The organism is Azotobacter salinestris (assembly GCF_009363155.1).
In the GTDB taxonomy this organism is placed as follows: Bacteria; Pseudomonadota; Gammaproteobacteria; order Pseudomonadales; family Pseudomonadaceae; genus Azotobacter; species Azotobacter salinestris.
The window spans coordinates 2,279,339-2,304,639 of sequence record NZ_CP045302.1; the positions used below are offsets into that span (position 1 = coordinate 2,279,339).

Here is a 25,301-nt window from a genome sequence, read left to right on the forward strand (position 1 = left end):
GCCTTGCGCTCCCCTCCCCGGCGCAGGGGCCCGGGGAGGAGATCCGCGCAGATCGGTCCCTCCGGGCCACTCCGCCGGGACGGAAGGACACTCAGCGGCGGCGCAGGTCCAGGGTCATCGGCATCTCCCTGTTCTCGACCGGCACGACAGGCACGACAGGCACGACAGGCACCAGTTTGCCCGGTGTGTGGCCGATACGGAAGAAGCGCGACAGACGGCGGCTTTCCGCCTCGTAGGCGTTGACCGGCTGGGTCTCGTAGCTGAGCCCGCCCGGATGGCTGACATGGTACTGGCAACCGCCCAGGGAACGCTGCATCCAGGTGTCGACCAGGTCGAACACCAGCGGCGCATGCACGCCGATGGTCGGGTGCAGGCTGGAGGCCGGCTGCCAGGCGCGATAGCGCACGCCGCCGACGAACTCGCCGACCGTGCCGGTCGGGCGCAGCGGCACCGGCTGGCCGTTGCAGGTCAGCACGTAGCGGTCCTGGGGCATGCCGCTGACGCTCACCTGCAGGCGCTCCAGGGAGGAGTCGACGTAGCGCGCGGTGCCTCCGGTGGCGCCCTCCTCGCCCATCACGTGCCAGGGTTCCAGCGCCTGACGCACCTCCAGCGCCATGCCCTGCACGGCGAAGTCGCCGAGTCTCGGGAAGCGGAACTCGAAGTGCGGGGCGAACCACTCCGGACGCAGCGGATAGCCGTGCCGGTCCATTTCGTAGAGCACGTCGTGGAAGTCCTGGGCGACGAAGTGCGGCAGCAGGAAGCGGTCGTGCAGCTCGGTGCCCCAGCGCACCAGGCGCTGCGGCTGGTACGGCTCGTCCCAGAAGCGCGCGATCAAGGAGCGCAGCAGCAACTGCTGGGCCAGGCTCATCTGCTCGTGCGGCGGCATCTCGAAGCCGCGGAACTCGAGCAGGCCGAGGCGCCCGCTGGCGCTGTCCGGCGAGTACAGCTTGTCGATGCAGAACTCGGCGCGGTGGGTATTGCCGCTGACGTCCACCAGCAGGTTGCGCAGCAGGCGGTCGACCAGCCACGGCGGGCAGGCGGCGCCCGGCTCGGGCATCTGCTGGAAGGCGATCTCCAGCTCGTAGAGCGCGTCGTTGCGCGCCTCGTCCACCCTCGGCGCCTGCGAGGTCGGGCCGATGAACAGGCCGGAGAACAGGTAGGACAGCGACGGGTGGTTGTGCCAGTAGCTGATCAGGCTGCGCAGGAGGTCGGGGCGGCGCAGGAACGGCGAGTCGGCCGGGGTCGCACCGCCGAGGACGAAGTGGTTGCCGCCGCCGGTGCCGACGTGGCGGCCGTCGATCATGAACTTCTCGCTGGACAGCCGCGTCTGGCGCGCCGCCTCGTAGAGGAACTCGGTGCGTTCGACCAGCTCGTCCCAGTTCTCCGCCGGATGGATGTTCACCTCGATCACGCCCGGGTCCGGGGTGACGCGGAAATGTCGCATGCGCGGGTCGGCCGGCGGCTCGTAGCCTTCCAGCAGCACTGGACAGTCCAGTTCGCGGGCGGTCGTCTCGATGGCCGCGACCAGCTCCAGGTAGTCCTCCAGCCGCTCCAGGGGCGGCATGAAGAGGTACAGGCGGCCGTCGCGCGGCTCGACGCAGAGCGCGGTGCGCACGATGCCGCGGGCCGACTCGAAGGGCGCCGGCGCCGCCTGGCGCGCGCCCTCGGCCGGGCCGACCTCGCCGCGCCCGGCAGCGCCGAGAGCCGCGCCGGCACGCGCCACGCCCAGCTGGCCGGCCGGCACGCTGCGCAGCTGCTGGAGGATGCGCTGGCGGCTCGGCAGCGGCGGGAACGGCTGGTTGGGGTCCGGCGCATGCACGTAGGGCTGGTCCATGTCGCGGGCCCAGGGCAGCGAGTCCAGCGGCAGGCGCCAGCCCAGCGGCGAGTCGCCGGGGATCAGCCGGCAGTATTCGTCGCGCAGGAACCAGGAGCCGGTCAGCCACTGGCTGCCGTCGAGGCTGCGCATCAGCGGCAGGACATGCCCGACCGCATGGTTCAGCCCCTGCTCGAAGACCCGGCGCAGGCGCTCGCGCTCCAGCGGATCGGCCAGCCGCGCGTCTTCCGGGGTGACGTTCTCCGGCAGCTGGCGCTCGCGCCACAGGTAGTACATCCAGTCCTCGTAGGCTGGGAAGAAGTGCTCGCCGGTCACCCCGAGGAAGCCGCAGAGGGTGTCGAGGAAGCGTGCGCTCAGCTGCGCGTCGGCCCCGTAGTGGCGGCTCTCGTCGGCATACAGCGCCGGGTCCTGCCAGACCGGCTCGCCGTCCTTGCGCCAGAAGCAGTTGAGCGACCAGCGCGGCAGCTGCTCGCCCGGATACCACTTGCCCTGGCCGAAATGCGCCAGGCCCTGCGGCGCGTAGTGGTGGCGCAGGCGGTGAAACAGCTCGGCGGCCAGACGGCGCTTGTTCGGCCCCATGGCCTCGGTGTTCCACTCGGGATCGTCCGGATAGTCGAAGGCGACGAAGGTCGGCTCGCCGCCCATGGTCAGGCGCACGTCGCCGCGCGACAGGTCGGCATCGACCTGGCGGCCGAGCGCGAGGATCGCCCGCCACTGCTCCTCGCTGTAGGGCCTGGTCACCCGCGGCGCTTCCCAGATGCGCTCGACGCGCATCTCGTGGGAGAACTCGCACTCGCACTCGTCGACCAGGCCGCTGACCGGCGCCGCCGAGGACGGCTCGGGGCTGCACGCCAGCGGGATGTGGCCCTCGCCGGCGAACAGCCCGCTGGTCGGGTCGAGGCCGATCCAGCCGGCGCCCGGCAGGTACACCTCGCACCAGGCGTGCAGGTCGGTGAAGTCCACCTCGGTGCCGCTGGGGCCGTCGAGCGACTTCACGTCGGGCTTGAGCTGGATCAGGTAGCCGGAGACGAAGCGCGCCGCCAGGCCCGTGTGGCGCAGCAGCTGCACCAGCAGCCAGGCCGAATCGCGGCAGGAGCCGGAGGCCTTCTCCAGGGTCTCCTCGGGCGTCTGCACCCCCGGCTCCATGCGGATCAGGTAGCGCACGTCGCGCGCCACGCGCTGGTTCAGGGCGACCAGAAAGTCCACGCTGCGGGTCGGCGTCAGGTCGATGCCGGCCAGGTAGCGGGCGAACAGCGGCGTCGCCGGCAGCTTCACCCGATAGGGTGCCAGCTCGCGCTGCTCGCCCTCGGTGTAGTCGAAGGGAATGGTCTCGGCGTAGGGCTCGAGGAAGAAGTCGAAGGGGTTGAACACCGCCATCTCGGCGACCAGATCGACCTCGACTTTCAGCTCGCGGGTCTTTTCCGGAAACACCAGACGCGCCAGGTAGTTGCCCTGCGGGTCCTGCTGCCAGTTGATGAAATGCTCGCCCGGCGCCACCTTCAGCGCATACGAGAGGATGCGGGTGCGGCTGTGGGGTGCCGGACGCAGACGGACGATCTGCGGCCCCACGTTGACCAGCCGGTCGTAGCGATAGTGGGTGACATGGTGCAAAGCGACATGAATCGACAAGGCGGGCCTCCTGCGCGGCCAGAGCGATGACAGATGGGAAAGATGTTAGCAACTCTCATACCTACATCTTTATGTCAACGCGGGGGACTTTACGCCCCCTTTTGGGTCTGCGAATGGCAAAACGGCGCCCCGCGTGAGCCAAAAAAGTGCATGGCTCCGCGTCCTGATCCGCCTGCCGGGAAACCGGCCGAATTCTAGCAGGCGTCCCGAAGCCCGCATCGGCGTTCCGACAAAGCTGCCTGTCCCCTATGCCGTGCGCCGAAATCCCCCCGCTATAATCGCCGCCCCAGCCGAGCCACTCACGAACCATGCCAGACGTCCTACCTCTCAGCGGCCCGCGACTGCTCGAACGCTTCCGCGCCCTCGACGACTTCCTGCTCGCCCACCAGGACCTCTGGCGGCCGCGGCCATTCAACTTCCTGCAGCTGCCCTGGGAAGCACGGCACCCCGAACTGGCCGCCTGGCTGCGCCGACGCTCCCTGGAAGACGCCGAGGCCGCCCATAACCACCCCGAACACCTTGCCGCCCCCGCGCCCTTCGGCACACTGGCCGCCACCTCGCTCGCCCTGAGCGAAACCGGCGAGCTGCCCACCACGGAGCAGCCCCGAGCCCCGGAGCGCTTCGCGGTCGACGTGCCGGGGCGCAAGTGGCAGCAGATCCGCCACTTCGCCAGCCGCCTGCAGTTCGCTACCCCGCCTGCCCACTGGCTCGACTGGTGCGCCGGCAAGGGCCACCTCGGCCGCGCCCTGGCCCACGACGGCACGCCCCTGACCTGCCTGGAATACGACGCCGAACTGGTCGCCTCCGGCCAGGCGCTTAGCGACCGCCTGCAACTGGCGGCCGAACACCGCCTGCAGGACGTGCTCGCCGCCGACGCCGCCGACCGGCTCGACGCCCGCCACACTCCGCTGGCGCTGCATGCCTGCGGCGAACTCCACGTGCGCCTGCTGCAGCTGGCCAGCGCCGCCGGCTGCCGGCAACTGGCGGTGGCGCCCTGCTGCTACAACCGCATCGACAGCAAGGACTACCGGCCGCTGTCCGCCGCCGCCCGCGCCTCGCCGCTGCGGCTGTCCCGCGACGATCTGCGCCTGCCGCTCAGCGAAACCGTCACCGCCAGCGCCCGGGTGCGCCGCCAGCGCGACCAGTCGATGGCCCGCCGCCTGGCCTTCGACCTGCTGCAGCGGGAACTGCGCGGCGTCGACGCCTACCTGCCGACCCCCTCGCTGCCCCTCGCCTGGCTGCAGAAGGACTTCGCCGACTACTGCCGCGAGCTCGCCGCCCTCAAGGACCTTCCCGCCCCCGCCCCGCGCGACTGGCAGGCCCTGGAAGCCCGCGGCTGGCAGCGCCTGGCCGAAGTGCGCAACCTCGAACTGCCGCGCGCCCTGTTTCGCCGCCCGCTGGAGCTCTGGCTGCTGCTCGACCGCGCGCTCTACCTGGAGGAACAGGGCTACCAGGTCCGCCTGGGCCGCTTCTGCGTCCCCCGGCTGACCCCGCGCAACCACCTGCTGCTGGCCGAACGGGTTACCCACACCGCCTGTGGATAACTTTGTTGATGATTTCCGGAAAAACTTGCCCGCAGCCCATCGATGGCGCCATCCGGAGCACTGCTCGCTTTTCGACCAAAAACCAAAAATCCTGAAAAAACAGTTGTTTGCAAAAGCGACCAAAAGTCGCATGGTCTTGCCTGTCAAAAGGCTTGCCAAGCGCCGCCGATGTGAATAAACGCAACGGCAACGCCCCGCTGCCTCACGCCGCCTGCAGCCAATCATTTACTCGGCAAACCAAACGGCTATAATAGCCGCCCTCCCCCGCCGGTATAGCTCAGCAGGTAGAGCAACTGACTTGTAATCAGTAGGTCTCGGGTTCGATTCCTGATGCCGGCACCAGTTAAATCAACGACTTAGGCTCGCAGCGATGCGGGCCTTTGTTGTTTCTGGGGCCTGATACCCTGTTTTGGTCACAGCTTTGGTCACAGCTTCTCGGGCGGTTGAACTGCTCGACCGCAATCTCTCCACACGGATGACTCCCTGCTGGCGCTGGTGATCGCCTTCACTCCCTCGCCTCAGGGTGGTGGTCCGCCAATGGTGGATGACGTTTCCGCCGCTGGTGGTGATTCGATGATCGGCACCAGGGGGCGGCAATTCACCGGCCCCTCGCGTGCGTGCGCGTACTGGTCGCGAAAGTCCGGCACGGTGATCGGTCGGTAGGGTCAGCCTCGCTCCTCAAAAGTGAGGAGCCAGCCTGTACCTCGGGAGGCTACCTGCTTGGCAAGGGGGCCTCAGATCGGGGCATCCTTCCAGGCGATCATCCATCAGCAGCCGGCGCGCCGAATATCTCCCGACTTCTCCCGACTTCTCGGGCGATCACCAGGCGAGCGCGGGCAGGTAGATCGGCTGAACTTCCAGCCGATGGCCGAAACCGCCATGGCGGTGGTTTGAGCATCCGAGCATGGTCCAATTCTGGGCCATCCTCCCCATACGGGGGAAAGGAGGCGCGCTCAGTGAGACGATTTGGCCTCAGTGAGACAGATCGGTCTGTTTCGGCTCGGCTGGTCCGAGTCGGGTTAGTTGGTCTGTTTCGACTGCTCCCGACTGCCTCAGACAATCATGATAATTTCGGTAGCTTGCTCGCCTGCTGGGACTTGTAGGGACACAATTTGAAAATATTACGATCTTCTCGTTTTATTGCGGCGGGCCTGCTCTGCGGGCTGCTGGTCACTCCCCTTGCTAGCGCTGACCCCTTGCAGTTCGCATTGGTCGCCAAGCGGATTGATCATGATTTCTTCATCTCGGCCGCCAAGGGCTGCGCTGAGGCTGCCCAGGCCCAGGGCGATACCTGCCTGTTGTTGGGTGCTTCGGGGGCGTCGCATTTTCGCCGGCAAAATGAAGCCCTGGAACAGGCTCTCGCTAGAGGTCTGGATGGTATCGCCCTGTCGGTGACCCATTCAAAGTGGCTGGCCAATCACGCCCTGAAACGGGCAAACAAGACACCACTGATCACTTTCGATTCGGATTTGGAACCCGCAGAGCAGCATCTGCGCAGGGGATACGTCGGACTCGACAATCTGGCCTTCGGCCGGCAACTGGGCATGCTCGCCCAACGCCTCAGGCCACAAGGCGGAAAGCTGTGCGTCCTGAGTGGTAGCTCGCGGGACACCAACCATCGGGAGCGTCTGCGAGGCATTCGCCAGCAGTTGCGCGGTGACCAAGCCGAGAGTAGAGCAGCCGACCGGCTGAACAGACAGAATGGCTGGAGCGAGCCGAATCGCTGCCCGTTATATGACACTGATAATCAAGAGAGCGCGTTACTCAAGCTCACCACCCTGCTGAACTCCACCAACCAGTACGACACCATCATCAGCCTTGGCAGTTGGCCGGTTCATCACGCCGATATCTATCGCCGGCAACTCGGCCCACTACTTGCCAGACTCAAGGCAAAGGGTACGTCCCCGACCATCATCATCGCTATTCCCGAGTTCGACACAGCGCTGCGCCCGCTGCTTGAAGATGGCCTAGTACAGGCCTATCTGAGCATGGAGAGCCGCGAAATCGGTCGCCAGAGCTATCGGCTACTGAAGAGCTTGGTGCGAGGCGAGCCCATTCCGGAGAGGATTTTCGTCGATAGCCACGCCTACCTATCCGAGGTGCCGTCGGATATTCCCACGGAGCGTTGAAGCACCCCATTTATCATCATTCAGCCATAGCGTGACTCCCTGTTTTTTAATTTCGCGGGCGTGAAAAAAGACTTCAGGGCGCGGTCTAGGCGTACAAGGGCTGAAAGTTTCGACCTTCCCCCTCCCCATCGGCCACCAGCACCAGGCACGAACAGGATCAGGCCGGGCCATCGGCTACCTATAACCTCCCTGTGCCTTAGCGTGGGGCTGGTGCCTGCTCTGGCCTGCTGTCAGGCGCTCGCATCACCCCAATCTCACCCTTCCGGCCTTGTTGCGATCTTGCTGCGTCCACGGCTTGACGGCGGGCATTCATGGGGTTGTTTTCGCAAAAGCCGGAATGCCGGCCTTTTAGGGAGTCAAAAAACTAGGGGCGCTCGGCCTCATTCATGGAGTGTTTCGCAGATCGGCCAGCGCCAGCCGGTAATCCGTCAAGAGCTAGTCAGGATGGCTGGCAGCAAGCTGCCCAAGCCTGTCCAGAAAAATCGAACTTTGCGGCCAGTGTTTCCGACCTCGCGATTCTTGACGGCTGGTAGCTGTGGGCAGCCCACATTCCCCTTTTTCCGGGTATCTACTGATAGCCATCAGGGACGCAGTTGCTGCTGGGTAATGCCGGATTTTGCTTACCAGGGGCGGCAAATGTTGCTAGGGGCTGCTGAAGCGCTTGTCTTCGGCACAAACAAAAACGGCGAGGGGTTAGCCTCGCCGCTTCTGTTGTCTCACCTCATCCCTGGGAGTCATCATCCTGATGATGCCGCGATCCTTGCGACTGTTCCCTTAGCTTCAATCCCTAGCAGCCTTCATCGATCCTTCGATGCCGGTATGGAAGTCAATCTACCCAAGTGGCCGCTTCGAGCAAATTGGGAAAGTTCTCGATCTTTTGTAGGTCATGGCTTACAGGGAAGCGCCTGGCATGCTGGCGCTCGAGTTTGATCGGCACCAGGGCGCAGGCGGATGGGCGCCAGCGGTCACAGCCCTAGCTAGTACGCGATCTCCTCGGCGCTCATGCCTCGCTGCCTCTCGCGCCTCCATGGATACCGGTGCTTGGATACCGGCGATGGAGCTGCCTTGCTCGCACACACTCATTGTCCACGAGGTTCGCTTATTGATCAGCAGCAGATAACGGGCGGAGATCGGCCAGGAGCGGACAACGATACTTTTAGAAAGCAGACATTCAATGTTCGACATGAGCGGTAGCTGTCTGCTTGCCGGCGGATGCCAGCCCTTCTTTATATAGCCTCGGCCAGTTGAAGCGCCGGATACGCCGGCGCTTCAACGTGAGGAGGGTTAGGAGCGCTTCAGCCAGACCGCCGTGTTACCCGGCAGCTTGCCCGGCTCCTGCAGAGGTTCGCTGGACAGCAGCACCTGGCTGCCCGCCGGCAGCACGGTGGCCTGCGCCCCCATATTGATCACCACGCGCAGGTCGCCGTTGTCGAAAGCCAATACGTCCTTGTCGGAGTCAAGCCAGTGCAACTGGCCGTTACCCAGCGCATGCTCGTGCCGCAACTGCAGAATTTGCCGATACAGTTCCAGCGTGGAGCCGGATATGCCATCCTGACGGTCCACGGCATAGCGTGCGTACGATGCTGGCTGCGGCAGCCAGGTCTTGTTGCCCGGGCCGAAACCGAGGGACGGCGCTTCCGCTTTCCAAGGCAGCGGCACGCGGCAGCCGTCGCGGCCAACGTCCTCGCCTTTGGTGCGGAAAAACAAGGGATCCTGGCGGTATTTGGCCTCCAGGGTGGTATGTTCGGGCAGCCCCAGTTCTTCGCCCTGGTAAACATAGGTCGAGCCAGGCAGGGCCAGGGTGAGCATGGCCAGGGCACGGGCCCGGCGCTGGCCCAAGGCCTCGTCAGGCTGTGGACTGGATGGACCAACTCCTGCCCCTGCCCGGCCGGCACCCAGTTCTTTCAGACCGTAACGTGAGGGAGGACGCATGGTGTCGTGGTTGGAGGTCACCCAGGTGGTCGGCGCCCCCACCGTGGCCGACAGGGCCAGGGAGCTGTCGATGACCTTCTTGAAGGCGCCGGCATCCCACTTGGTCATCAGGTAGTCGAAATTGAACGCCTGATGCATCTCGTCGGGACGGACGTAGTTGGCCAGTCGAGCGGGCGGGCTGACCCAGGCCTCGGCTACCATGATGCGCTTGCCTGGGTATTGATCGAGAACCTTGCGCCAGGAACGATAGATCTCATGCACGCCGTCTTGGTCCCACATGGGGCCAACGTGCCTACCGGCGTCACTGGCTATCTTGGCTAACTTCTCGTCCTGGTCGGGTAGCCCTGGCGCCTTGATCAGGCCATGCGACACGTCGACCCGGAAGCCGTCCACACCGCGGTCCAGCCAGAAGCGCAACACCTTCTCGAATTCGGCCCGGACTTCTGGGTTGTCCCAGTTCAGGTCGGGTTGCTTGGTGTCGAATAGATGCAGATACCACTGCTTGTCGCCCGGCGCCTTTGCCCAAGCTCCGCCGCCAAATAGGCTTTGCCAGTTGTTGGGGGGCAGCTCGCCATTCTCGCCGCGGCCGTCGCGGAAGATGTAGCGGGCGCGTTCGGGGCTGCCGGGCGGCGACTTCAATGCTGCCTGGAACCAGGCATGTTCGTCGGAGGTATGGTTGGGTACCAGGTCGACGATCACCTTCATGCCCAGCGAATGAGCCTTCTGCAGCAGGTTATCGAAGTCTTCCAGTGAGCCGAACAGGGGATCGACAATGCGATAATCGGCCACGTCATAGCCGGCGTCGGCCTGGGGCGATTTGTAGAAGGGCGACAGCCACAGCGCATCCACGCCCAACTGGTCCAGGTAGGGCAGCCGCGAGACGATGCCCGGCAGGTCGCCGATGCCATCGCCATTACCGTCGGCGAAAGAGCGCGGATAGATCTGGTAGATCACCGAATTACGTGCCCAGTTCTGGTCGCTGTGGGCTGCTGTAGGGTCGGCGGCGTAGGCGCTGCCGTAGAGCGACGCCAGGGACAGGGCGACAGCGGTCGCGAGGGTGGTGCCGAGGAATTTACGACGAAACATACAAGCTTCCTATTATTGAACTTATTGACAAGCTAGCTAGTGGGCACTCCAGATTAATTCGAAAATCTGTTTTTTGATTGATTAGTACCTCTACTCCGAAAAGTTAGTAGCTTAGAAAGTCATTTTTAAATAAACGAAATAAATAAGAGGTCCGCTGTCGTCAGTTTCATGACACGAAAGCATTCACAAGGGAATGCCCGAACAAAAAGCATATTTATTTCTACAGGCCGATGCATTTTTGCAACATAAAAGCTCAGACTTTCATCCAGAGGAAAACTCTTATTCAAATTGCTTGGTTGATTTTCTCGCGTCGCAAAAAAACAGCAGCAGGCTTCACTTTATGTTCAAAGCCCGGTTGATCGACGTGGATGAAATAGGTCAGCACTATCCCTACGACATAAAGCAAGGCGTAGATCCAGACGATGCCCCCCACTCCCACCGTGGAGATGCCCAAGGTGGCAATGGCCGGTCCCATGAAGCTGGAGAGGCCGGCCGCCAGGTTATGCGCGGAGAGGGCCGCGCCCTTGTGTTCCGGGGCCATGGTGGGAAAGATCGCGCCCATCGGCACGAAGGCGGACACGCCGACGCCCAGGGCGACCGCGGCCAGGATGGCGGCCGGGAAGCTGGCGCCGTAGGTGAGCGGCACGTAGTAGAAGGCCAAGGTGGCGAGCGCGCATCCGGCGCAGCCGAACCAGCGCATCTGGTACACCCAGCCGATCCGGTCGCCGATCAGGCCCCACATCACGTTGGTGAAGATGGTGACGATGAACAGGGCGCCCCAGATGCGCAGCCATTGCTCCATGCTGAAGCCCACCTCGGGGGAGGTAAAGAACAGCGGCATGATCACGGGAAAGCCGAACAGCGGCAGATTGCAGATAATTCGCACAAGGGCAGCGATGAAAATGCTGCGATGGTCGAATAGGATGGTGGCGCCACGGCTCAACTCACGAAGACGTCCGGCAAGACTCGTATTGGCACCGGTATCTACCCTCTGCCAATCTCTCACTAGAAGCATGACCATAACGCCCGCTACTGCCACCCAGGCGACTGCCATCCACAGGGTGCCCATGAAGCCGATGTGCGGGATGGTGAAGCTGGGCAGATAGGTCCCCAAAAAGCCGATACCGATGGAGTACATCGTCCAGTACCAGCCCATGGCCGAGGCCTGACGCTCTCTCGGAGCAACGTGCGCGACCCAGACGACGAAGGCATAGATGAACAAGGGATAGGCCAAGCCGCGGATCCCATAGAACAAGACCATCAAGGCGTAGTTCTTTTCACCCAGGCCAAAGAGCAGGAAAAGCACATGGAATACGATCCAGGCGATCACTCCGATGCGCATGATCCGGCGCGGTCCGAAAATATCAGCCAGTACGCCGGAACTCCAACTGGACAGGGCTGCCAGTAATCCATAGACGGTAAAGAGGAAGGAGGCCTGGGTGGGCGAGAAACCGAGGTCGACGACATAGCGCGACAGGAAGGCTAGTTCAATGCCGTCTCCCGTCATGAACACGGCAATAGCGATATAGCCCCAAATCAGGGACAAGGGCATGCCGAATAGCAGCCTCCGTGATTCTTCAGGCGGAACCATTATATTTTCCTTTTTTGTTGTATTTATAAGTGGCAGGCTACCGAATAAATAAGCTGTCATTAATTCAGCGGGCCGCCCTTTCTAAAGTAACGAGGGCGATGCTTGATGGCTAGTACGTTTTTTCTAGGATCTGGTACTTTTTTACAGACTATCTACGGCGCAGCGAGGCTCAACAGCTGGCTCTATCGCAATAAGAACAATCGAGAGTCCAGAAGGGACATGGTGCTCTGGGTTTATCCTGCCAAGGATGGTCTGAAGTAGTCATGTATTTCTGGCTGACTTCAGCCCCCCGCCGACTTTGAAAGCGGAGAATCGATCAAAAACGATCAGATCACCCGCTCGTTTCTGCGTTTTTTAGCTGCCGCGAGCACGTCGCAGCAACCGTTTCCCGCATTACAGGCGCACCTCTCCTGCATTCGCCAGTAAATATCGGCGCGCCATCCACAGATTCGACAAGGCGAACAGCGTCACCAACTGTGACGTGTTTTTGGCCAATCCCCGGAAGCGCACCTTGGTGTAGCCAAACTGGCGCTTGATCACGCGGAACGGATGTTCGACCTTGGCTCGTACCTGGGCCTTGGCCTTCTCGATCTTGCGGATCGCTTTGTATAAGGCGCTACGCTTGCCATGCTTCTTGTAGGTACTGCGCCGGGCCGCGACCTGCCAGATGACCTGCCGACCTTCATGCTCGGGGCGCTTCTCTACGCCGGTATAGCCCGCATCGGCACTCACTACGTTTTCCTCGCCATGCAGCAGTTGGTCGACTTGGGTGACATCTGCCACGTTGGCTGCCGTGACCACCACGCTGTGCACCAGACCCGACTCAGCGTCGGCACCAATGTGAGCTTTTGCGCCGAAGTAGTACTGGTTGCCCTTCTTCGTCGAGTGCATTTCCGGGTCGCGCTTGCCGTCCTTGTTCTTCGTCGAGCTCGGCGCATGGATCAGGGTGGCGTCGACAATGGTGCCCTGGCGCAGCGACAGTCCGCGCTCGCCCAGATAGCCGTTGATCACCTCCAGTATTCCCCCGGCCAGTTCGTGCTTCTCCAGCAGGCGACGGAAGTTGAGGAGGGTCGTTTCGTCCGGGATGCGCTCCAGGCTCAGGCCGGCGAACTGGCGCAGGAGAGTGGTTTCGTACAGCGCTTCCTCCATCGCCGGATCGCTGTAGCCGAACCAGTTCTGCATCAGGTGCACGCGCAGCATGGCTGCCAGCGGGTAGGCGGGCCGACCGCCTTCGCCCTTGGGATAGTAGGGCTCGATCAGGGCGATCAGCCCCTGCCACGGCACCACCTGGTCCATCTCGAGCAGGAAGCGCTCGCGGCGGGTCTGCTTGCGCTTGCCGGCATACTCGGCATCGGCGAAGGACAGTTGCTTCATCGGGAAACTCGGACAAGGGAGCGGGTGTATTTCACCAGAATCGGGAAGTCTTTTTCAGGATTTCCCCAAAGAATAAAATTGCTGCGCGGGGGACGGGCGAGTGCTGCCTTTAAACTTTGAGTGATCCCCAGAAATTTTCCCGGAAAATCAATGCGGTAAGACTTGAAGAGGTCTGCATGGATGGGCGACGTTGATTGTCGCCAAACAAAAACAGCGCTCCCTTACCCATGCAGACCCTTCAATTCTTGCACGCTGCACTCGCCGAGGCACTCCCCACGATCCATGCCCGCCGTCTCGAGGCCCTGATGGCCGCGGTGGCTGCCCTGCTGCAGGACCGCTGCCTGACACTGGCCGCTCTGGGTCGTTCTGCGCCGACCAAGCGGCTTGTAATGGTCACCATCTTCTGCAATTTCGGGGCCTCCTCAAAATACCAGCGAGGAGGCTAGGCCCCATCGGGCTAGCTGGTGCTGGTCACTGCACTGGCTGGCCTGTCGAAATTACCAACTCCGGTAATCTCGACTGAAACAGGTAATTTCGCAGTCGCCAGCCACCAGGGCATTGCCACGATCAGAGACGCGATAGAGCCGCCCCGGCAATCTTCACGCTGCGCTCGATGCTGGCGAGCATGGCGCGGGCTTCGGCCAGGGCGCGGGCATCCACCTGCTTGAGCTGTTCTATCTTCCGCTCGAACGTTCGCCAGTGCATGCCCTTGGGCTTGCGGATCAGCTCGGCCGGACGGATCAGGAACCCCTCCCGACAGCCCAGGGCGCGGCGCAGCTCCAACGATCTTTCCGAAGCCCGGTCGCGCTTGTTGGCCTGCTGGCTGGCGTAGTTCAGGCGCAGGCAGTGACGGCAGGCGAACACGCTTTGCAGGTACAGCTTCGCCACGCGCCGGCCACAGCACGGGCACAGGAACCACGGGCGTTCCCCTCCCAGGTGGCAGGGCGTCCAGGTCACGGGCACGGAGTAGTCCTTCGCCTGGCGCTCGCCCCGGACTGTTACTTGATAACGCAGGCGCACGCGGTCCCGGCTCTCGGCCTCGATGCCGATGGTTGCCACCACGGCGCCCCGTCGCTTCCAGTGCCAGCCTTCACGCCAGCCAGGCGCCAGCACACCAGCCTGATGCAATGCCCGCACGTCCAGGGCGCGGTAGTCCTCGGTCGCGGCCTTCTCCTTGTCTCTGCTCATTGGTGAACCTAAATCAATTGGAAAGTTTGGTAACTGGAAACCAGCGTGCGTACTTCAGCAGTCGGCTGGTCCGCAGTCCGCACTCGCGCGTAAGGGGTTGCGGACTGCGGACTGCGGGCCTGGCGCTTCAAGTTCGCAGTTCGCACTCGCGCGTAAGGGGGTGCGAACCACACTGCGAACTTACCGCTTCACCACACGGGATCCGCTGGCGTCATGCACGGTCAGGTCCGGGCGCTTGATCGTGACGGTGCCGTCCGGGTTGACCATGCGAACTGGGGCGCCGTACAGCGGACCACCGGGGGCGAACGGATCGGGCAGCGTGCCCTTGGGGGCGGTGCGGATGAAGTGCCCCATGGCAGCGAAACACGCCTCGAACAGCGGGCCACGCTTGAAGTCCTCGCCCCGATGGCTGGCGCTGTCCTCCAGGTTGCGAACAAAGATCAGGTCGGACAGATCGTCTACCCCCTCCAGACGGGCCTGCTCCCGCTCCACCGTGTTGACGTTGAGCACGTCGCACACCCCGTCGAAGCCCAGGGCGGCCAGGTAGCCGTCACGGTCGCGGAGCAGCGACTGCCCGAAGGCTCGCAGCGTGTGGCGGATACCCTCCAGCTCGGCAGCACGATGGTCCTTGGCCCGCCGCTCCAGGGCGTCGGCCTGCTGCTTGGTGAACGGCTCGAACTCCCTCAGCTTGGCGGCCTCCCGGCGCAGAAGTCGGCGCTCGTCGTGGATGGCCTCGGCGCTCTCGCAGAAGTAGCGCGCCAGGCGGCGAGCGACTATCAGGCTGTCGCGCTTGCTGATGGTCGGCTTCATGGCAATGCCCGCCAGGGCAGTAGCTTGGGTCGGGGTCATGGGTCAGTTCTCCAGAATATCGGCATCCGGCCAGCGCCAGCGCGCTTCGGCCAGGGCTTCGTCGTAGGTCATGGGGGCGCCGCAGATCGTGCAGACCGGCTTGCCCCCTCGGGTGATCGTCCAGGCGTTGCGGCGGGCCTCTGCCGGGCGCTCCGCTGCTGGCGCTGGGGTTGGTACTGGTAACGTTGCTGTCGTCGCTTGTAGCGGCTCCGGGGCGGGCTGGTGGTCATTGATGGCTGTCGGCCTGCTGGCGACCTCCACCACGCTCGCCAAAGGGATGGACTTACCTGCCTTTTCAGGGCAGGTGCCTGCTTTTTCAGGCTCGTTTTCCAGTCGCTCGAACAGTTCCGCCAGCAGGGTCATGGGGCCTTCCTCGCGTTACTCATCACATGTTTCTCTAAAAACGAAAAATCCAAGGGAACGAGGGAATAAAACGCTACAGCCCTAGTGCCATGCAGGTTTCAGCGTTCCCTTTGGGCTAGGGAACGCGTTCCCTGGCAAGGGATAAGGGAACAGCACCAGCGCCCGGACGAAGTGACTCGGGAAGGGAAAGCACGCCTCTTTTCACAAGGTGGTGTGTGTTCCCTTGTTCCCTTCCTCTCTCTCTTCAAGGGAACAGGTAAGCCGGGCTGAAAGCCGCGTCGTTGCTGGGGTTTCGCCATCCCGTTCCCTTGTTCCCTCTGTTCCCTTGGTTTCTAGGTTCCTGTGTGTTTGTTGTCGTCGGTGCCGGCCATTTCCAGCCGGGCAGGGTCGATGACGTACAGGCTTTTCGGCGCTCCCCCTCCGGGTAGCCGGTACTTCTTGGTGTTCCGCTTCTGGCCCCTCTCTATGTCCCGCTTGGCGATGGCGCCGGCCGTATCCAGCGCCGTGACGATGCGCGCCAGCCCGAAGCCATGGGCGGCCTCCTGCAAGCCGGAGGTGTTGAACAGGTACAGGCGCCGTCCTGGCTCGTCCTCCCAGTAGCCGGCCCGGTTGGTGACGCGGCTGTCCGTCTCGGCGGCATGCACACTGGAGAATCGGCTGTCGCCGTGGCGCTCGATGAACCGGGCGATGCTGGCGAGTATCTGGCGGTCCTCGGCATTGCCGCTGCCCACCCGCTCCAGCCACTCGCGGTAGAGCAGCAGGCTGTCGGCCAGCCCGGTGCCCACCGGCCAGGGCAGCAGCCCGTAGGCGATGGCCATCTCGCCGGCCAGGGCGATGACGGCGAAACGATCCGCCACCCGCCCGGCCTGCGCGCTGTCGGACTGGAACCGGGCACGCACTTTGGCGAAGGCCTCTAGCAGCCCGGCGCGGTCGTCGCCTTGTACCAGCCGCTCGACGAAGGCCGGCCCCAGGTGGCCGTAGTGCTCCCCCACGGCGCCGGTCATGGCACGGTGGAAGCCCGCCCCGTCCATGCCGTGCACGTCGTCGAAGGCTCCATGCAGGCGGGTGCCCGCGTTCACGTCCACCATGCGCAGCTCGGCGCCGGCATGGGCCGGATCGCCCGACAGCGCGGCGTGCTCGGAGAGCGACCGCTCGCCGCTGGAGAGGGTCAGCAGCCGCCAGCTGAGCTTGGCGCGTCCTTCCCGCTCGCGGTTCATGGTGCCCTTGCCGCAGCCGTTGGCCAGCGAATAGGCCATCTCCTGAATGTCCTTCGGGTTGGCGCGCTTGATCTCGTCCAGCGACAGCAGGGTGTCGTTGCGCGAGGCGGCCTCGATCTCCAGGCCGTTCTTGGTCATGCACCAGGAAGCGCCGAAGCCGGCCGGTCCCGGATCGCCCCACACCGACGCGCCGATCAGTTGCGCCAGCGACTTGCCCTTGGAGCTGTCGCCGACCAGATGGACGCCACCGCCATTCACCTTGACCAGATTCAGCAGCGGCCCGGCCAGTGCGCAGCCCACGGCCAGGGTCAGCACCGGATTGCCCACGCAACGGGCGGCCACCAGGGCCTGCCACTGCGCCAGGTCGCCACGCACCCGGAACAGGTCCGGCGCACGGCCCGACGACTGGAAGCGCACACCCTCGCCGCCGATGGTGCGATGGGGCAGGACGAACACGCCCGACGCATGCCAGCCGGGCCGGCTGGTGGTGGCAATGGTCTGGCGCGGCTGCTGGTCTAGCAGATACTCCATGAAGCGGCCACGCTGGCGCGGGGCGATCACCGCCCCCATGGCGAACAGGGCGCGCCGGATTTCCTCGCCGCTGCCGCCCAGCATCTCCATGGGCATGGTCCACTCCCTGCTCCCGCCATGCGTCACCAGGCGCAACAGGCGGCCCTCGGTGCCGTCGTCGCTGTTGAGGGTGCGGGCATCGACGAACACCGGGGTAGCTATCCAGTCGTCTCGCACGGGGCGCTCGCGGTCGTCGCTCAGCTCTGCCTCCTCGTCCTCCTTGGTGCGCCGGTAGCCGTGCCAGTAGACGCCCGGCTTGAGCCTGGCGCCCTTCTCATTCCGTACCCATCCGTCATAGACGCCCCAGCTTGGGCGCTCAGGCATCACCGTGGGCGCCTCTGGCTTGGCCAGCTCGGCGAGCTGCCGGTCGAGCTGCTCTATCCGCTCATGCGCCAGCGCCATCCGGGCCACGTCGTCGTCGGACAGTTCCGCGCCCCTGGACAGCGAACCGTTCCCGGCCTCGATCACCAGGAGCTCGAAGTGGCGTTCCTTCTCCAGTTGCTCGCGGCGGTACTGCTGGCGCTGCTCCCGACTCAGGTTGTCGGGGAACAGGTCTTTCAGTTCCAGGCCGACCGCCGCCAGCACGTCGCGGGTCGCGCAGCCGGCGTGGCAATGGACCAGGACGCGCCCGTCCTGGCCGCGCGACAGGCTCAGGGAGGGCGACTTGTCCTTGTGGGCCGGGCAGTGGGCGACATGGCGCTCGCCGTGCTTCTTCACGCCTTGCAGCCGCGCCAGCAGCAGTTCCAGCGGATCGCAGTGACTGTTCATGCGGCCCCCTTCGGCGGGGTGAACCGCTCGGCCAGACGCTCCAGCCGCACGGTCAGATCACGCATGGTTTCGAGCTGGGCGCGATGCTCCGGCGTGATCGGATAGACAGGCTCGGCGCACAGCTCCAGAAAGCCGATCAGGGTTTCCACCAGCAGCGCATAGCTTTCTTGGTCGATGTGCGGCGGTTCCCCGCCACTGCCGCCGCGCTTGAACGGGACAACGGTCATGGGCGGTCCTCCCCGAGGCTTTCCAGCCGAACAATCAGCGCCACGGCCAGCCGCTCGGCTGCCGAGATCCAGGCGTCACGGTCGGCGGGGGTGGCGTGCTCCTTGATCGCGCACTGGAGCGCGGCCCGCGCTTCGCGGACCAGCGCCAGGTGGTGATGGGTCAGTCGCAGGTCAGCCACGGGCCACCTCCACCAGCACCAGGCCGACCAGCATCAGCAGGTGCGCGACGATCAGGAAGGCAGTGGGGCTGCCCTCCAGGTAGGCGAGGGCTTTCTTCAGGCCGAGCGGGGCCTGCGCCGCCTTCTGGCAGCGTTGAAAATCAGTCATGGGTTAAGCCCTCAGCTTGGCGTGTGGCAGTGGCTTGGCGTCTGGTCCGAAGTAGCCAATGAGTCGAAGGAACTCATGGCCAGGACGATGCGATCCGCGTAGGCGGATGACTAAATCCTTCACACGGTCGGACTCGCGTTCAGCCTCGGGAAAGTTGCGTAGTTCGCGGGGTATGCGGCTGATGCTCAACGTGCAGCCGGGGAACTCGGGGCGGAGCATTTTCAGCAGCTCACCGGCAAGTGCTCCGCTGATAACGCCGGGCATCGTTCGCCGGAGGCCGTCAGGGAAATGAATGGCTACGTAAGCCTGAGCAAATCCCGCATGGGCGACTGTCACCAGTTGGCCGCTACCGAGTCGGATTTGCTTCATTGCGCACCCCCTTGCTTGGCGTTGCAGCGGTCGTTGATGCAGTTGCCGGTGTCGGCCAGCTTGGCGGAGAGCTTTCCGAGCGATTCAAGCAGCCAGCCCAGGTCGTGGATCGCAGCAGGATCGAGGCCTTGATTGCTCGATGCGGCGCCCGCCAGCAGGTTGCCAATGGCGGCGATCCCGTGACTGAGGGTCGAGGAATAGATATCGGCCGCCATGGCTGCGGCTTCCAGCTTCTCCGGGCTCATGGCCTGAATGGCTTCATGACTCGGCAGCAGGGCATTCCAGTCGCCGCGGATCATTTCGCCACCTCCTGCGCGTCCAGCTCGCGGCGAAGGTCGCTGGCTTGCGTGTCCAGGTAGTTGGCGCAGTCGCTGGCCAGGTGCTGCCCCAAGGTAGCCAGATCGGCCACGCGGCGACCTTTGTTGTGCTCGGCATCAAGGCGGATGGCGACCATCAGGGCGGAAAGCCAGATCGATTGCTCGCGGCCAAACCCCACAACGTCGAGGGCGTCATCAGCGACGCAAAGGGCATCGATGGCGAAGCGGTTGCTGGTCTTGCTCACCGTGCCACCTCCATGACTTCCATGGCCTTGGTGCGAACCTCGGCGGCGAGTTGCTGCTCGATGTGCTTCTCAAGCGACGGAGAGCCAGCTTCGAAGGCCAGACGCTCCAGATCGGCCAGACGCACACCAGCCGGTAGACGCAGATTGCCCAGCACGCGCCCGGTGCTGTCGATCAGTTGAACGGCGATCACAGGGCCACCTCCTGCGCTTCCAGGGCGCGGGCCTTGGCCATGTGATCGTTGTAGCGGCGCAGGCGGGTGGAAAGACTGGAGTCGGCGCGCAGGGCGGCCAGGGCCATTGCTCGATGGGCGGCGGCGCGGGTGCTTGCGGTAGACGGACTACGGGCGGGGATGTGTCGCATGGGTATAGCTCCTAACGTTGAGGAGCCGTCACCGCTTGCGGCCAAGCAAGGATTGGTGACGACTGTACGCGGGTTGGCCGACCGGGACGTTAGGCACCCGGCACACCCGAAGGTGTCCCACGCACAGCCGCCATAACACGAAACAGCAGGCGTAAAAAAAGCGCCTACGTTCGGACGGGGGGCGCTTGTGCGCCTAACGTTGATCGACCGGCCAAGGTCGGCCACGGGACTTACCGTGACGGGCGCACGATAGCGCCAGCTGGAAGGCTTGGCAACACTCGGGGGCATGTGGGCAAACATCATCAATGCACACCCTCCGGCGCGTAGTGGGTCGGCAAGCGGGCGGCGTCGATGGCGCGGACCAGCACGTCACGGCCCAGCCCCTTGGCTTGCAGGATGGTCGCCAGGGTCAGGAACGCGGCGAAGGTGACTACCTCCGTGGGGGTGTCGCTGGCGCCAGCATGGTCGACGATCAGCGGCAGAAGCTGCTCCAGGATGAAATCCTCGTGGTCCTCGACGCGGTGTCCGGTGTAGGTCGTCATGCGGGCACCTCCGCGCCGAACAGGTCGCCCAGGTCGATGCCGTAGACCTCCCTCCACGCATCTGCCGGCCATGACACGGCCTTGCCGTAGCGCGGGCACGGAACCTTCGGCGGCGTCACGTCATGCGCCTTGCACCACTTCTTCAGCGGGCGGAAACCTTGAGTTCCGAACTTGCGGCCAGACGCCTTCTCGACAGCGATGACGGTCGCGTGCTGAGTGCCGCGCCCTAGCTCCTGCTCAAGCTGGCGGGCTTTCTTGGTGGCGGCCGACGCGGTAGCCATGGCGGTCGCTTCGCGCTTGCCGCCGATCAGTGCCTTGGTGGCGATGGCATGGTCACGCTCGGCGATGGCTTGGAGCTTCTCCCGCTCGCTGGCCAAGGCCATTTCCAGCAGTTCCAGGCGGGAAAGCTCGGCAGGCGCTGCCGGTCGGAAATAGCTCCTCACCAGTTGGCGCTGAACCTCCCAAGCCAGATCGTCGGTAAAGCTCTTGACCAGCATCAGGTAGCCCGATTCGGTCAGCAGGGTAAGGCCGTTCGGGGCGTTGATTCCCATTTGCCGGGCTTCGTACGAATTTCGTACGAAGAAGTCTTCGGCCTCGATGAAGCGCGGACGGTTCTCGTTGAAGTTGCGGCGGGCGGTGCCCTCCGGTCGCTCGTGAACCTTATCCACCATGGCCAGCGTGACGACTCGCTGCCCTTGGTGCTCGATGATGGGCAACTGGTGGCCGCAGATCGTGACGGTATTCATGCCGCCACCTCCTTGCGGTCCTTGGCCGGCTTGTTCAGCAGCGCCAGGACGGCACGGGCGCGCTGGTGCTGGCTTTCCGGCAGGCTGTAGCGGGTCACGTCGCAGGGAGCGCCCCAGCGGTTGGGCACCTTCTCCGGTTGGCGCTGGAACTCAAGGCCGTACTGGTTCGCCAGCTTCGCCACGGTCGAGTTCAGGCAGTGGTCGCCCAGGAGTTCGGCCTCGAAGCGGTTCAGCGAATTGCAGGGCACCAGCATGTAGGCCAGGACGCGGGCGATCTTGCTCGGCGCCTTGTCCAGCAGCTCGGCGGGGCTGGCGCTTTCTTCAGCCAAGCCGGGAGCGTCCCCAGCCTGTTGGCAGGGTTGTTTGATCGGCATGGATTAAGCCTCCTGCTGGGTCAGGAAGGCTTCGCAGGCGGGATCATCCCAGCGCACAGAACGCCCGAAGCGGATCGGCTTGGGGAAGCCCGGCATCTGCGACCAGCGCCACCAAGTCGTACGGCTGACTTGGTACTTGGTGCATTGCTGCTCAGTGGTGGCGTATGCGCCGCGAATCGGCAGGTTGGGTGCTGAGGTGTTGCGGGTGGCGGTTTGCGCCATAGATTGGGTCTCCAACGGAGTTGAAAATCGTTGAAAAACCCGAGGGAGCGAACAGAAAACGCCTATTCCGCTGGTCTGATCACTTAGCGTATTGCTAAACGATTCATTGCCGTATATGGCTACAGGGAATATTCTGTTTGTGGCACAACCAATGGTTGTACCCATGAAGCCCGTCGAAAAAGCTTCTCCCCTCGGGGTTGTACTGGCCTAGCTGGTGCAACAGGACGCGCCAACGTCCTTTCCCGTCAAAGACCCCGGTACGCCAATACCGGGGTTTTCTCTTTTCAGGGTGCCGCATTCAGCTTCGGCAAGAGTAACGGCTATCGCCAGCCATACAGCGGCGTTTCGCTTGATTACTGTTTGCCCGCCAGTGGCCCCATAGTACCACCACGTTTTATAAGGTGGGTGCAGAGCAGCGCGTTGTTCATCCATCCAATGGAGCCGGCGGAAGTGAACATGCCTTTTGGGTCCGCACTCATAGGCACTCATAGGCACCTATCGGCAATCCGCGACGTTTCGTTATGTTTCACATGGAACGCGACCAACGAAACAATTTGTTACGCTTTCTTCTTTTCAAGCTTGACCACGTTATCGGCCTGCTCGACGACCTCTCCCAGCACCATTACCAATGCCCGGTCGAACAGCTCGATGGCTCGCAGCTTCTCCGGCAATGCCGCCTCGGGATTGTTGCGGTAGTGCCGCCCTACCACGCCGGTTTGCCCGTGCGCTTGCAGCAGGTCGGACAGGCTGTCGCTGACGCCGTGCTTCTGCATCAGTTGGGCGCAGGTACGGCGCAGATCGCGCGGCGAGAAACTGGTGATCTCCTTCCCGTCGATGCCCGCATGATCGGACGCCAGCCAGTCGGCTACGGCATGGCGCGGACTGCTGACGACGATGTGCTGCTTTCCGGTAGTGGTCCACGGCCAGGGATGGCAACCATTGACCGCCCTCACCCGCTCCAGAATCTCGACGGCACGCGGCGACAACGGGACAAGGTGCGGCCTCTCGCTGGCGCCAGCCCCCGCATCTTTGCGGCCCTTGCGATGGACCAGACGCACAGTGCCGGCTTCCAGGTTGTAGTCATCCCATGTGGTCTGACAGATGTTGAAGATGCGCTGCCCGCCCGTGGCGATGACGAACTTGAACAGCAGCGCCATAACCGGCCCGACGCCTTCGGTGCTCTCGATGGTGGTCCAGAACTGGCGCAGCTCGGCATCTGATAGCGCGCGCTCGACAGGCGCCGAGACCTTCTCGACGGCGACCACGGCGGCGGGGTTGCTCTCCAGGCTGTAGCGCTTGGCATTCGCTCTGCCGACCGCGTTCTCTGCCCGAAGCCCGTGATTGAAAGCGGCGACCAGGAAAGAGCGCATCCGGTCGGCTTGTACCTTTGCCCCCCTGCTCCAGATCGGATCAAGGATGGCGAGGATATGGTCGGGGCGGATATCGCGTGCCTTTATTGCCACGATGGCGGGATGGGGCGTCAGCATGTTGGCCTGATACAGCCGCTCCAGCTCCCTGATAACGCCGGGCGTGGCCTTGCCCCGGCGTGCCTCGATGTAGTCAAGGAACAGCTCGCCCAGCGTGCCGCGCGACGCCTCGATCTCGGCCAGGCGCTGGCGCTCTCGGGCTTCCTCCTCCGCGTTCAGGCGTGCCGCTTCGACCGCGCGCTCTTGCTCGATGCGTGCCGCTTCGGCATCCGATGCCTGCTTCGCCAGGTAAGCCTTAACGTCGCCGTGCTCTTTGGCTATCTGCGCCATTGCGGTGGCCTTGTCGCGCAGCTCAGGCAGGGTGAAGCCAACTTCCCGAGTCGTGCGCCGGTATGAGCCGAGTTTCAACAGCACTGGCTTGCCGGCCAGGTGATAGCGGTAGTAGCAGGCGGGCGGGCCATCGTTCGGGCGCTTGAACACCAGCGCCCCTGTGCCACGTCCCGGCAGGCTTTCGACCAGAGGCGAGCAGCCGGGCGTCATGCCCCGCACCTTCTGGTCATTCACTGTCTTCGATGTGTTGCTCGCCATAGTCGCCTCGGATTTGGTCACAGCTTTGGTCACAGCTTCTCGGGTGACAAAAGGCTACAGCGTGCAACACGGCGAAACAACGGAATAAGGTTAACCCCTTTAATATCAAAGGATTGAGCCGTTTCGTGCTATCAGCTGAATCATGGAAAAACGCCAAGACAAGCCGCTTGTAATCAGTAGCTCAAGGGTTCGATTCCTGGTGCCGGCACCATATAAATAAAGGCTCGCAGCGATGCGGGCCTTTGTTGTTTTTGGGGTTCTCGCCTCGATTGGGTCACAGCATCTCTGGCGGCTGGACTGCGCGACTGCAATCTCATCCTCATCACCCAAGTGACGCACTGCCGGCGCTGGCGATCAGCGTCACTCCCTCGCCTCGGGCGGTGATGTGGTGGTCCTCCATCGGCGGAACACGCGGCACCACACCAGCCATCCCCAGGCGCACGAAGAGCCGGCCAGCATTCTCTTCATGCCGCCCAGGAGTAAGCCACCCCCGGCTTCAAGCACAGGCGGGCGCATGACAGGCACGCCTCAGCAAAGGCAGCGACACCACCATGAGGGCATCACTCTCTCCACTGCCTTTTTCTGCCGACGGATGGCCCGGGATCCGGGTCCGGACTACGGTTTCAGCTCTACCTGTCGGCCGGAAAGCCGCGCCTGGCGCCAGCGACCTCGAGCGCCAGCATGCCAGGCGTGCCTCTGTAAGCCATAACCTACAAAAGATCGAGAGCTTTCCCAATTTATCCAGGACGGCAACCCCGGTAGACTCACTTCCACACCGACGTCGAAGGATCGACGAAGGCCGCCAGGGATGGAAGCCAGGGACTGTCGCAGGATCGCGGCATCATCAGGACGATGACCCACGGAAGAAAGGAAGAACATGAAGCGACAAGGCGATCCCTTGTCGCTTTTTGTTTGCGCCGAATAAAAGCGGCCCCGCGCGCGCGGTCATCGGGCCGGCAGAGACTCCGCCTTCAGGGACAGGTCCACAGCCCTGCCTTCCGGCATTCAAGCTCGGCCAGACTCCCGACCGCCCCTTGAACCGGTGCCAGAAAAACCCGTCGCTGCGGACCTGTGCCCTGGACTGCCGATCACCGCCGAGCTTCTCCCAGCCCTCGCCCTCCTCCCTGAAACGACCGCCCATCGCCTGGACGGACGACCGCTTCACGCTGTCACGGCCAAAGGCTTGCTTGCCGCAGAAGGGAAGACAGCCCTTCGGAAGGGCGCTCATCGCGTAGCGAACATGCCGACTTCATTGCTGATTCACGCCTTTTGCCAGTCCGGGAAAAGGTTTGAGGAAGTCGATGAGGGCTACTGGTGAATCGATTTATCAATGACTAGAATCCAGAAATCGAACCACTTGCCAAACGCCAAACCAGGCACTAAGGTAGCGCTACCTCAGCGGTTCGACCCTATTCCAGGGGCATGGTTCTGTCCCCCGCCGGCCGCTCCGGAATAATGCCCACGAGGCAATCGACAAGAACA

General features: G+C 63.6%; 22 protein-coding genes, 1 tRNA gene and 1 pseudogene. 4 read left to right on the top strand and 20 right to left on the bottom strand.

Annotation, left to right across the window (positions count from 1 at the left end; translation table 11 throughout):
• Window positions 1-91 precede the first annotated feature (91 nt).
• Window positions 92-3,463, bottom strand: coding sequence for a transglutaminase family protein (locus GCU53_RS10640; RefSeq protein WP_152387593.1), 3,372 nt, complete (start codon window positions 3,461-3,463; stop codon window positions 92-94).
• 308 nt (window positions 3,464-3,771) lie between these two features.
• On the opposite strand from GCU53_RS10640, the gene GCU53_RS10645 reads away from it, so the two are divergent.
• The 3 genes from GCU53_RS10645 (at window position 3,772) to GCU53_RS10655 (ending at window position 7,136) form a co-directional block, all read left to right on the top strand.
• The gene (locus GCU53_RS10645) at window positions 3,772-5,007 is read left to right on the top strand and encodes a methyltransferase (RefSeq protein ID WP_152387594.1); all 1,236 of its coding nucleotides are present in this window, start codon (window positions 3,772-3,774) and stop codon (window positions 5,005-5,007) included.
• A gap of 266 nt (window positions 5,008-5,273) precedes the next feature.
• Window positions 5,274-5,349, top strand: a tRNA-Thr gene (locus tag GCU53_RS10650).
• A 770-nt stretch (window positions 5,350-6,119) separates the two neighbouring features.
• Window positions 6,120-7,136, top strand: coding sequence for a substrate-binding domain-containing protein (locus tag GCU53_RS10655; RefSeq protein ID WP_244307111.1), 1,017 nt, complete (start codon window positions 6,120-6,122; stop codon window positions 7,134-7,136).
• Window positions 7,137-8,420: 1,284 nt separating this feature from the next.
• Here the strand turns inward: GCU53_RS10655 and GCU53_RS10660 are convergent.
• From GCU53_RS10660 to GCU53_RS10670, 3 genes are all read right to left on the bottom strand, one after another.
• Window positions 8,421-10,154 carry a glycoside hydrolase family 13 protein gene (locus GCU53_RS10660; RefSeq protein ID WP_152387595.1) on the bottom strand — a complete coding sequence of 578 codons (1,734 nt, stop codon included), beginning with the start codon at window positions 10,152-10,154 and terminating at the stop codon, window positions 8,421-8,423.
• Window positions 10,155-10,437: 283 nt separating this feature from the next.
• Window positions 10,438-11,706 (bottom strand): MFS transporter, encoded by a 1,269-nt coding sequence (locus GCU53_RS10665; RefSeq protein ID WP_280115875.1) that lies wholly within the window; start codon window positions 11,704-11,706, stop codon window positions 10,438-10,440.
• Between the two features lie 432 nt (window positions 11,707-12,138).
• Window positions 12,139-13,119, bottom strand: coding sequence for an IS5 family transposase (locus GCU53_RS10670; protein ID WP_152385958.1), 981 nt, complete (start codon window positions 13,117-13,119; stop codon window positions 12,139-12,141).
• A 227-nt stretch (window positions 13,120-13,346) separates the two neighbouring features.
• Between GCU53_RS10670 and GCU53_RS10675 the strand changes: the two are divergent.
• Window positions 13,347-13,493: pseudogene (locus GCU53_RS10675) on the top strand (IS4 family transposase); the annotation flags it as partial.
• A 193-nt stretch (window positions 13,494-13,686) separates the two neighbouring features.
• On the opposite strand, the gene GCU53_RS26055 reads toward GCU53_RS10675, so the two are convergent.
• The 16 genes from GCU53_RS26055 to GCU53_RS10745 form a co-directional block, all read right to left on the bottom strand.
• Window positions 13,687-14,307: a hypothetical protein gene (locus tag GCU53_RS26055; RefSeq protein ID WP_244307113.1), complete on the bottom strand. Its 621-nt coding sequence runs from the start codon at window positions 14,305-14,307 to the stop codon at window positions 13,687-13,689.
• Window positions 14,308-14,487: 180 nt separating this feature from the next.
• Window positions 14,488-15,156, bottom strand: coding sequence for a hypothetical protein (locus GCU53_RS10685; protein WP_152387597.1), 669 nt, complete (start codon window positions 15,154-15,156; stop codon window positions 14,488-14,490).
• A 3-nt stretch (window positions 15,157-15,159) separates the two neighbouring features.
• Window positions 15,160-15,519, bottom strand: coding sequence for a hypothetical protein (locus GCU53_RS10690; RefSeq protein ID WP_152387598.1), 360 nt, complete (start codon window positions 15,517-15,519; stop codon window positions 15,160-15,162).
• Between the two features lie 332 nt (window positions 15,520-15,851).
• On the bottom strand, window positions 15,852-18,074 hold the full coding sequence (locus tag GCU53_RS10695; RefSeq protein ID WP_152387599.1) for a DUF927 domain-containing protein: 2,223 nt from the start codon (window positions 18,072-18,074) through the stop codon (window positions 15,852-15,854).
• Window positions 18,071-18,301, bottom strand: a complete 231-nt coding sequence (locus tag GCU53_RS10700) for a hypothetical protein (RefSeq protein ID WP_152387600.1) — start codon at window positions 18,299-18,301, stop codon at window positions 18,071-18,073. Before GCU53_RS10700 ends, GCU53_RS10695 begins: the two co-directional genes overlap by 4 nt.
• On the bottom strand, window positions 18,298-18,480 hold the full coding sequence (locus tag GCU53_RS10705) for a hypothetical protein (RefSeq protein WP_152387601.1): 183 nt from the start codon (window positions 18,478-18,480) through the stop codon (window positions 18,298-18,300). Before GCU53_RS10705 ends, GCU53_RS10700 begins: the two co-directional genes overlap by 4 nt.
• A complete protein-coding gene (locus GCU53_RS25460) occupies window positions 18,473-18,628 on the bottom strand; it encodes a hypothetical protein (RefSeq protein WP_167520060.1) in 156 nt (51 codons plus the stop codon). Before GCU53_RS25460 ends, GCU53_RS10705 begins: the two co-directional genes overlap by 8 nt.
• Window positions 18,629-18,993: 365 nt before the next feature.
• Window positions 18,994-19,296 (bottom strand): hypothetical protein, encoded by a 303-nt coding sequence (locus tag GCU53_RS10710; RefSeq protein ID WP_152387602.1) that lies wholly within the window; start codon window positions 19,294-19,296, stop codon window positions 18,994-18,996.
• A complete protein-coding gene (locus GCU53_RS10715; RefSeq protein ID WP_152387603.1) occupies window positions 19,293-19,559 on the bottom strand; it encodes a hypothetical protein in 267 nt (88 codons plus the stop codon). Before GCU53_RS10715 ends, GCU53_RS10710 begins: the two co-directional genes overlap by 4 nt.
• On the bottom strand, window positions 19,556-19,750 hold the full coding sequence (locus tag GCU53_RS10720; RefSeq protein ID WP_152387604.1) for a hypothetical protein: 195 nt from the start codon (window positions 19,748-19,750) through the stop codon (window positions 19,556-19,558). The genes GCU53_RS10715 and GCU53_RS10720 overlap by 4 nt, the downstream gene beginning before the upstream one ends.
• Complete coding sequence (locus GCU53_RS25465; protein WP_167520061.1) at window positions 19,747-19,920, bottom strand: hypothetical protein; 174 nt, start codon at window positions 19,918-19,920, stop codon at window positions 19,747-19,749. Before GCU53_RS25465 ends, GCU53_RS10720 begins: the two co-directional genes overlap by 4 nt.
• 302 nt (window positions 19,921-20,222) lie before the next feature.
• The gene (locus GCU53_RS10725) at window positions 20,223-20,462 is read right to left on the bottom strand and encodes a hypothetical protein (protein ID WP_152387605.1); all 240 of its coding nucleotides are present in this window, start codon (window positions 20,460-20,462) and stop codon (window positions 20,223-20,225) included.
• The gene (locus tag GCU53_RS10730; protein ID WP_152387606.1) at window positions 20,459-21,208 is read right to left on the bottom strand and encodes an ORF6N domain-containing protein; all 750 of its coding nucleotides are present in this window, start codon (window positions 21,206-21,208) and stop codon (window positions 20,459-20,461) included. The genes GCU53_RS10725 and GCU53_RS10730 overlap by 4 nt, the downstream gene beginning before the upstream one ends.
• Window positions 21,205-21,582 carry a hypothetical protein gene (locus GCU53_RS10735; RefSeq protein WP_152387607.1) on the bottom strand — a complete coding sequence of 126 codons (378 nt, stop codon included), beginning with the start codon at window positions 21,580-21,582 and terminating at the stop codon, window positions 21,205-21,207. Before GCU53_RS10735 ends, GCU53_RS10730 begins: the two co-directional genes overlap by 4 nt.
• Window positions 21,583-21,585: 3 nt before the next feature.
• Window positions 21,586-21,804, bottom strand: coding sequence for a helix-turn-helix transcriptional regulator (locus GCU53_RS10740; RefSeq protein ID WP_039806617.1), 219 nt, complete (start codon window positions 21,802-21,804; stop codon window positions 21,586-21,588).
• A 557-nt stretch (window positions 21,805-22,361) separates the two neighbouring features.
• Window positions 22,362-23,819, bottom strand: coding sequence for a tyrosine-type recombinase/integrase (locus tag GCU53_RS10745; protein WP_152387608.1), 1,458 nt, complete (start codon window positions 23,817-23,819; stop codon window positions 22,362-22,364).
• Between the last annotated feature and the right edge of the window lie 1,482 nt (window positions 23,820-25,301).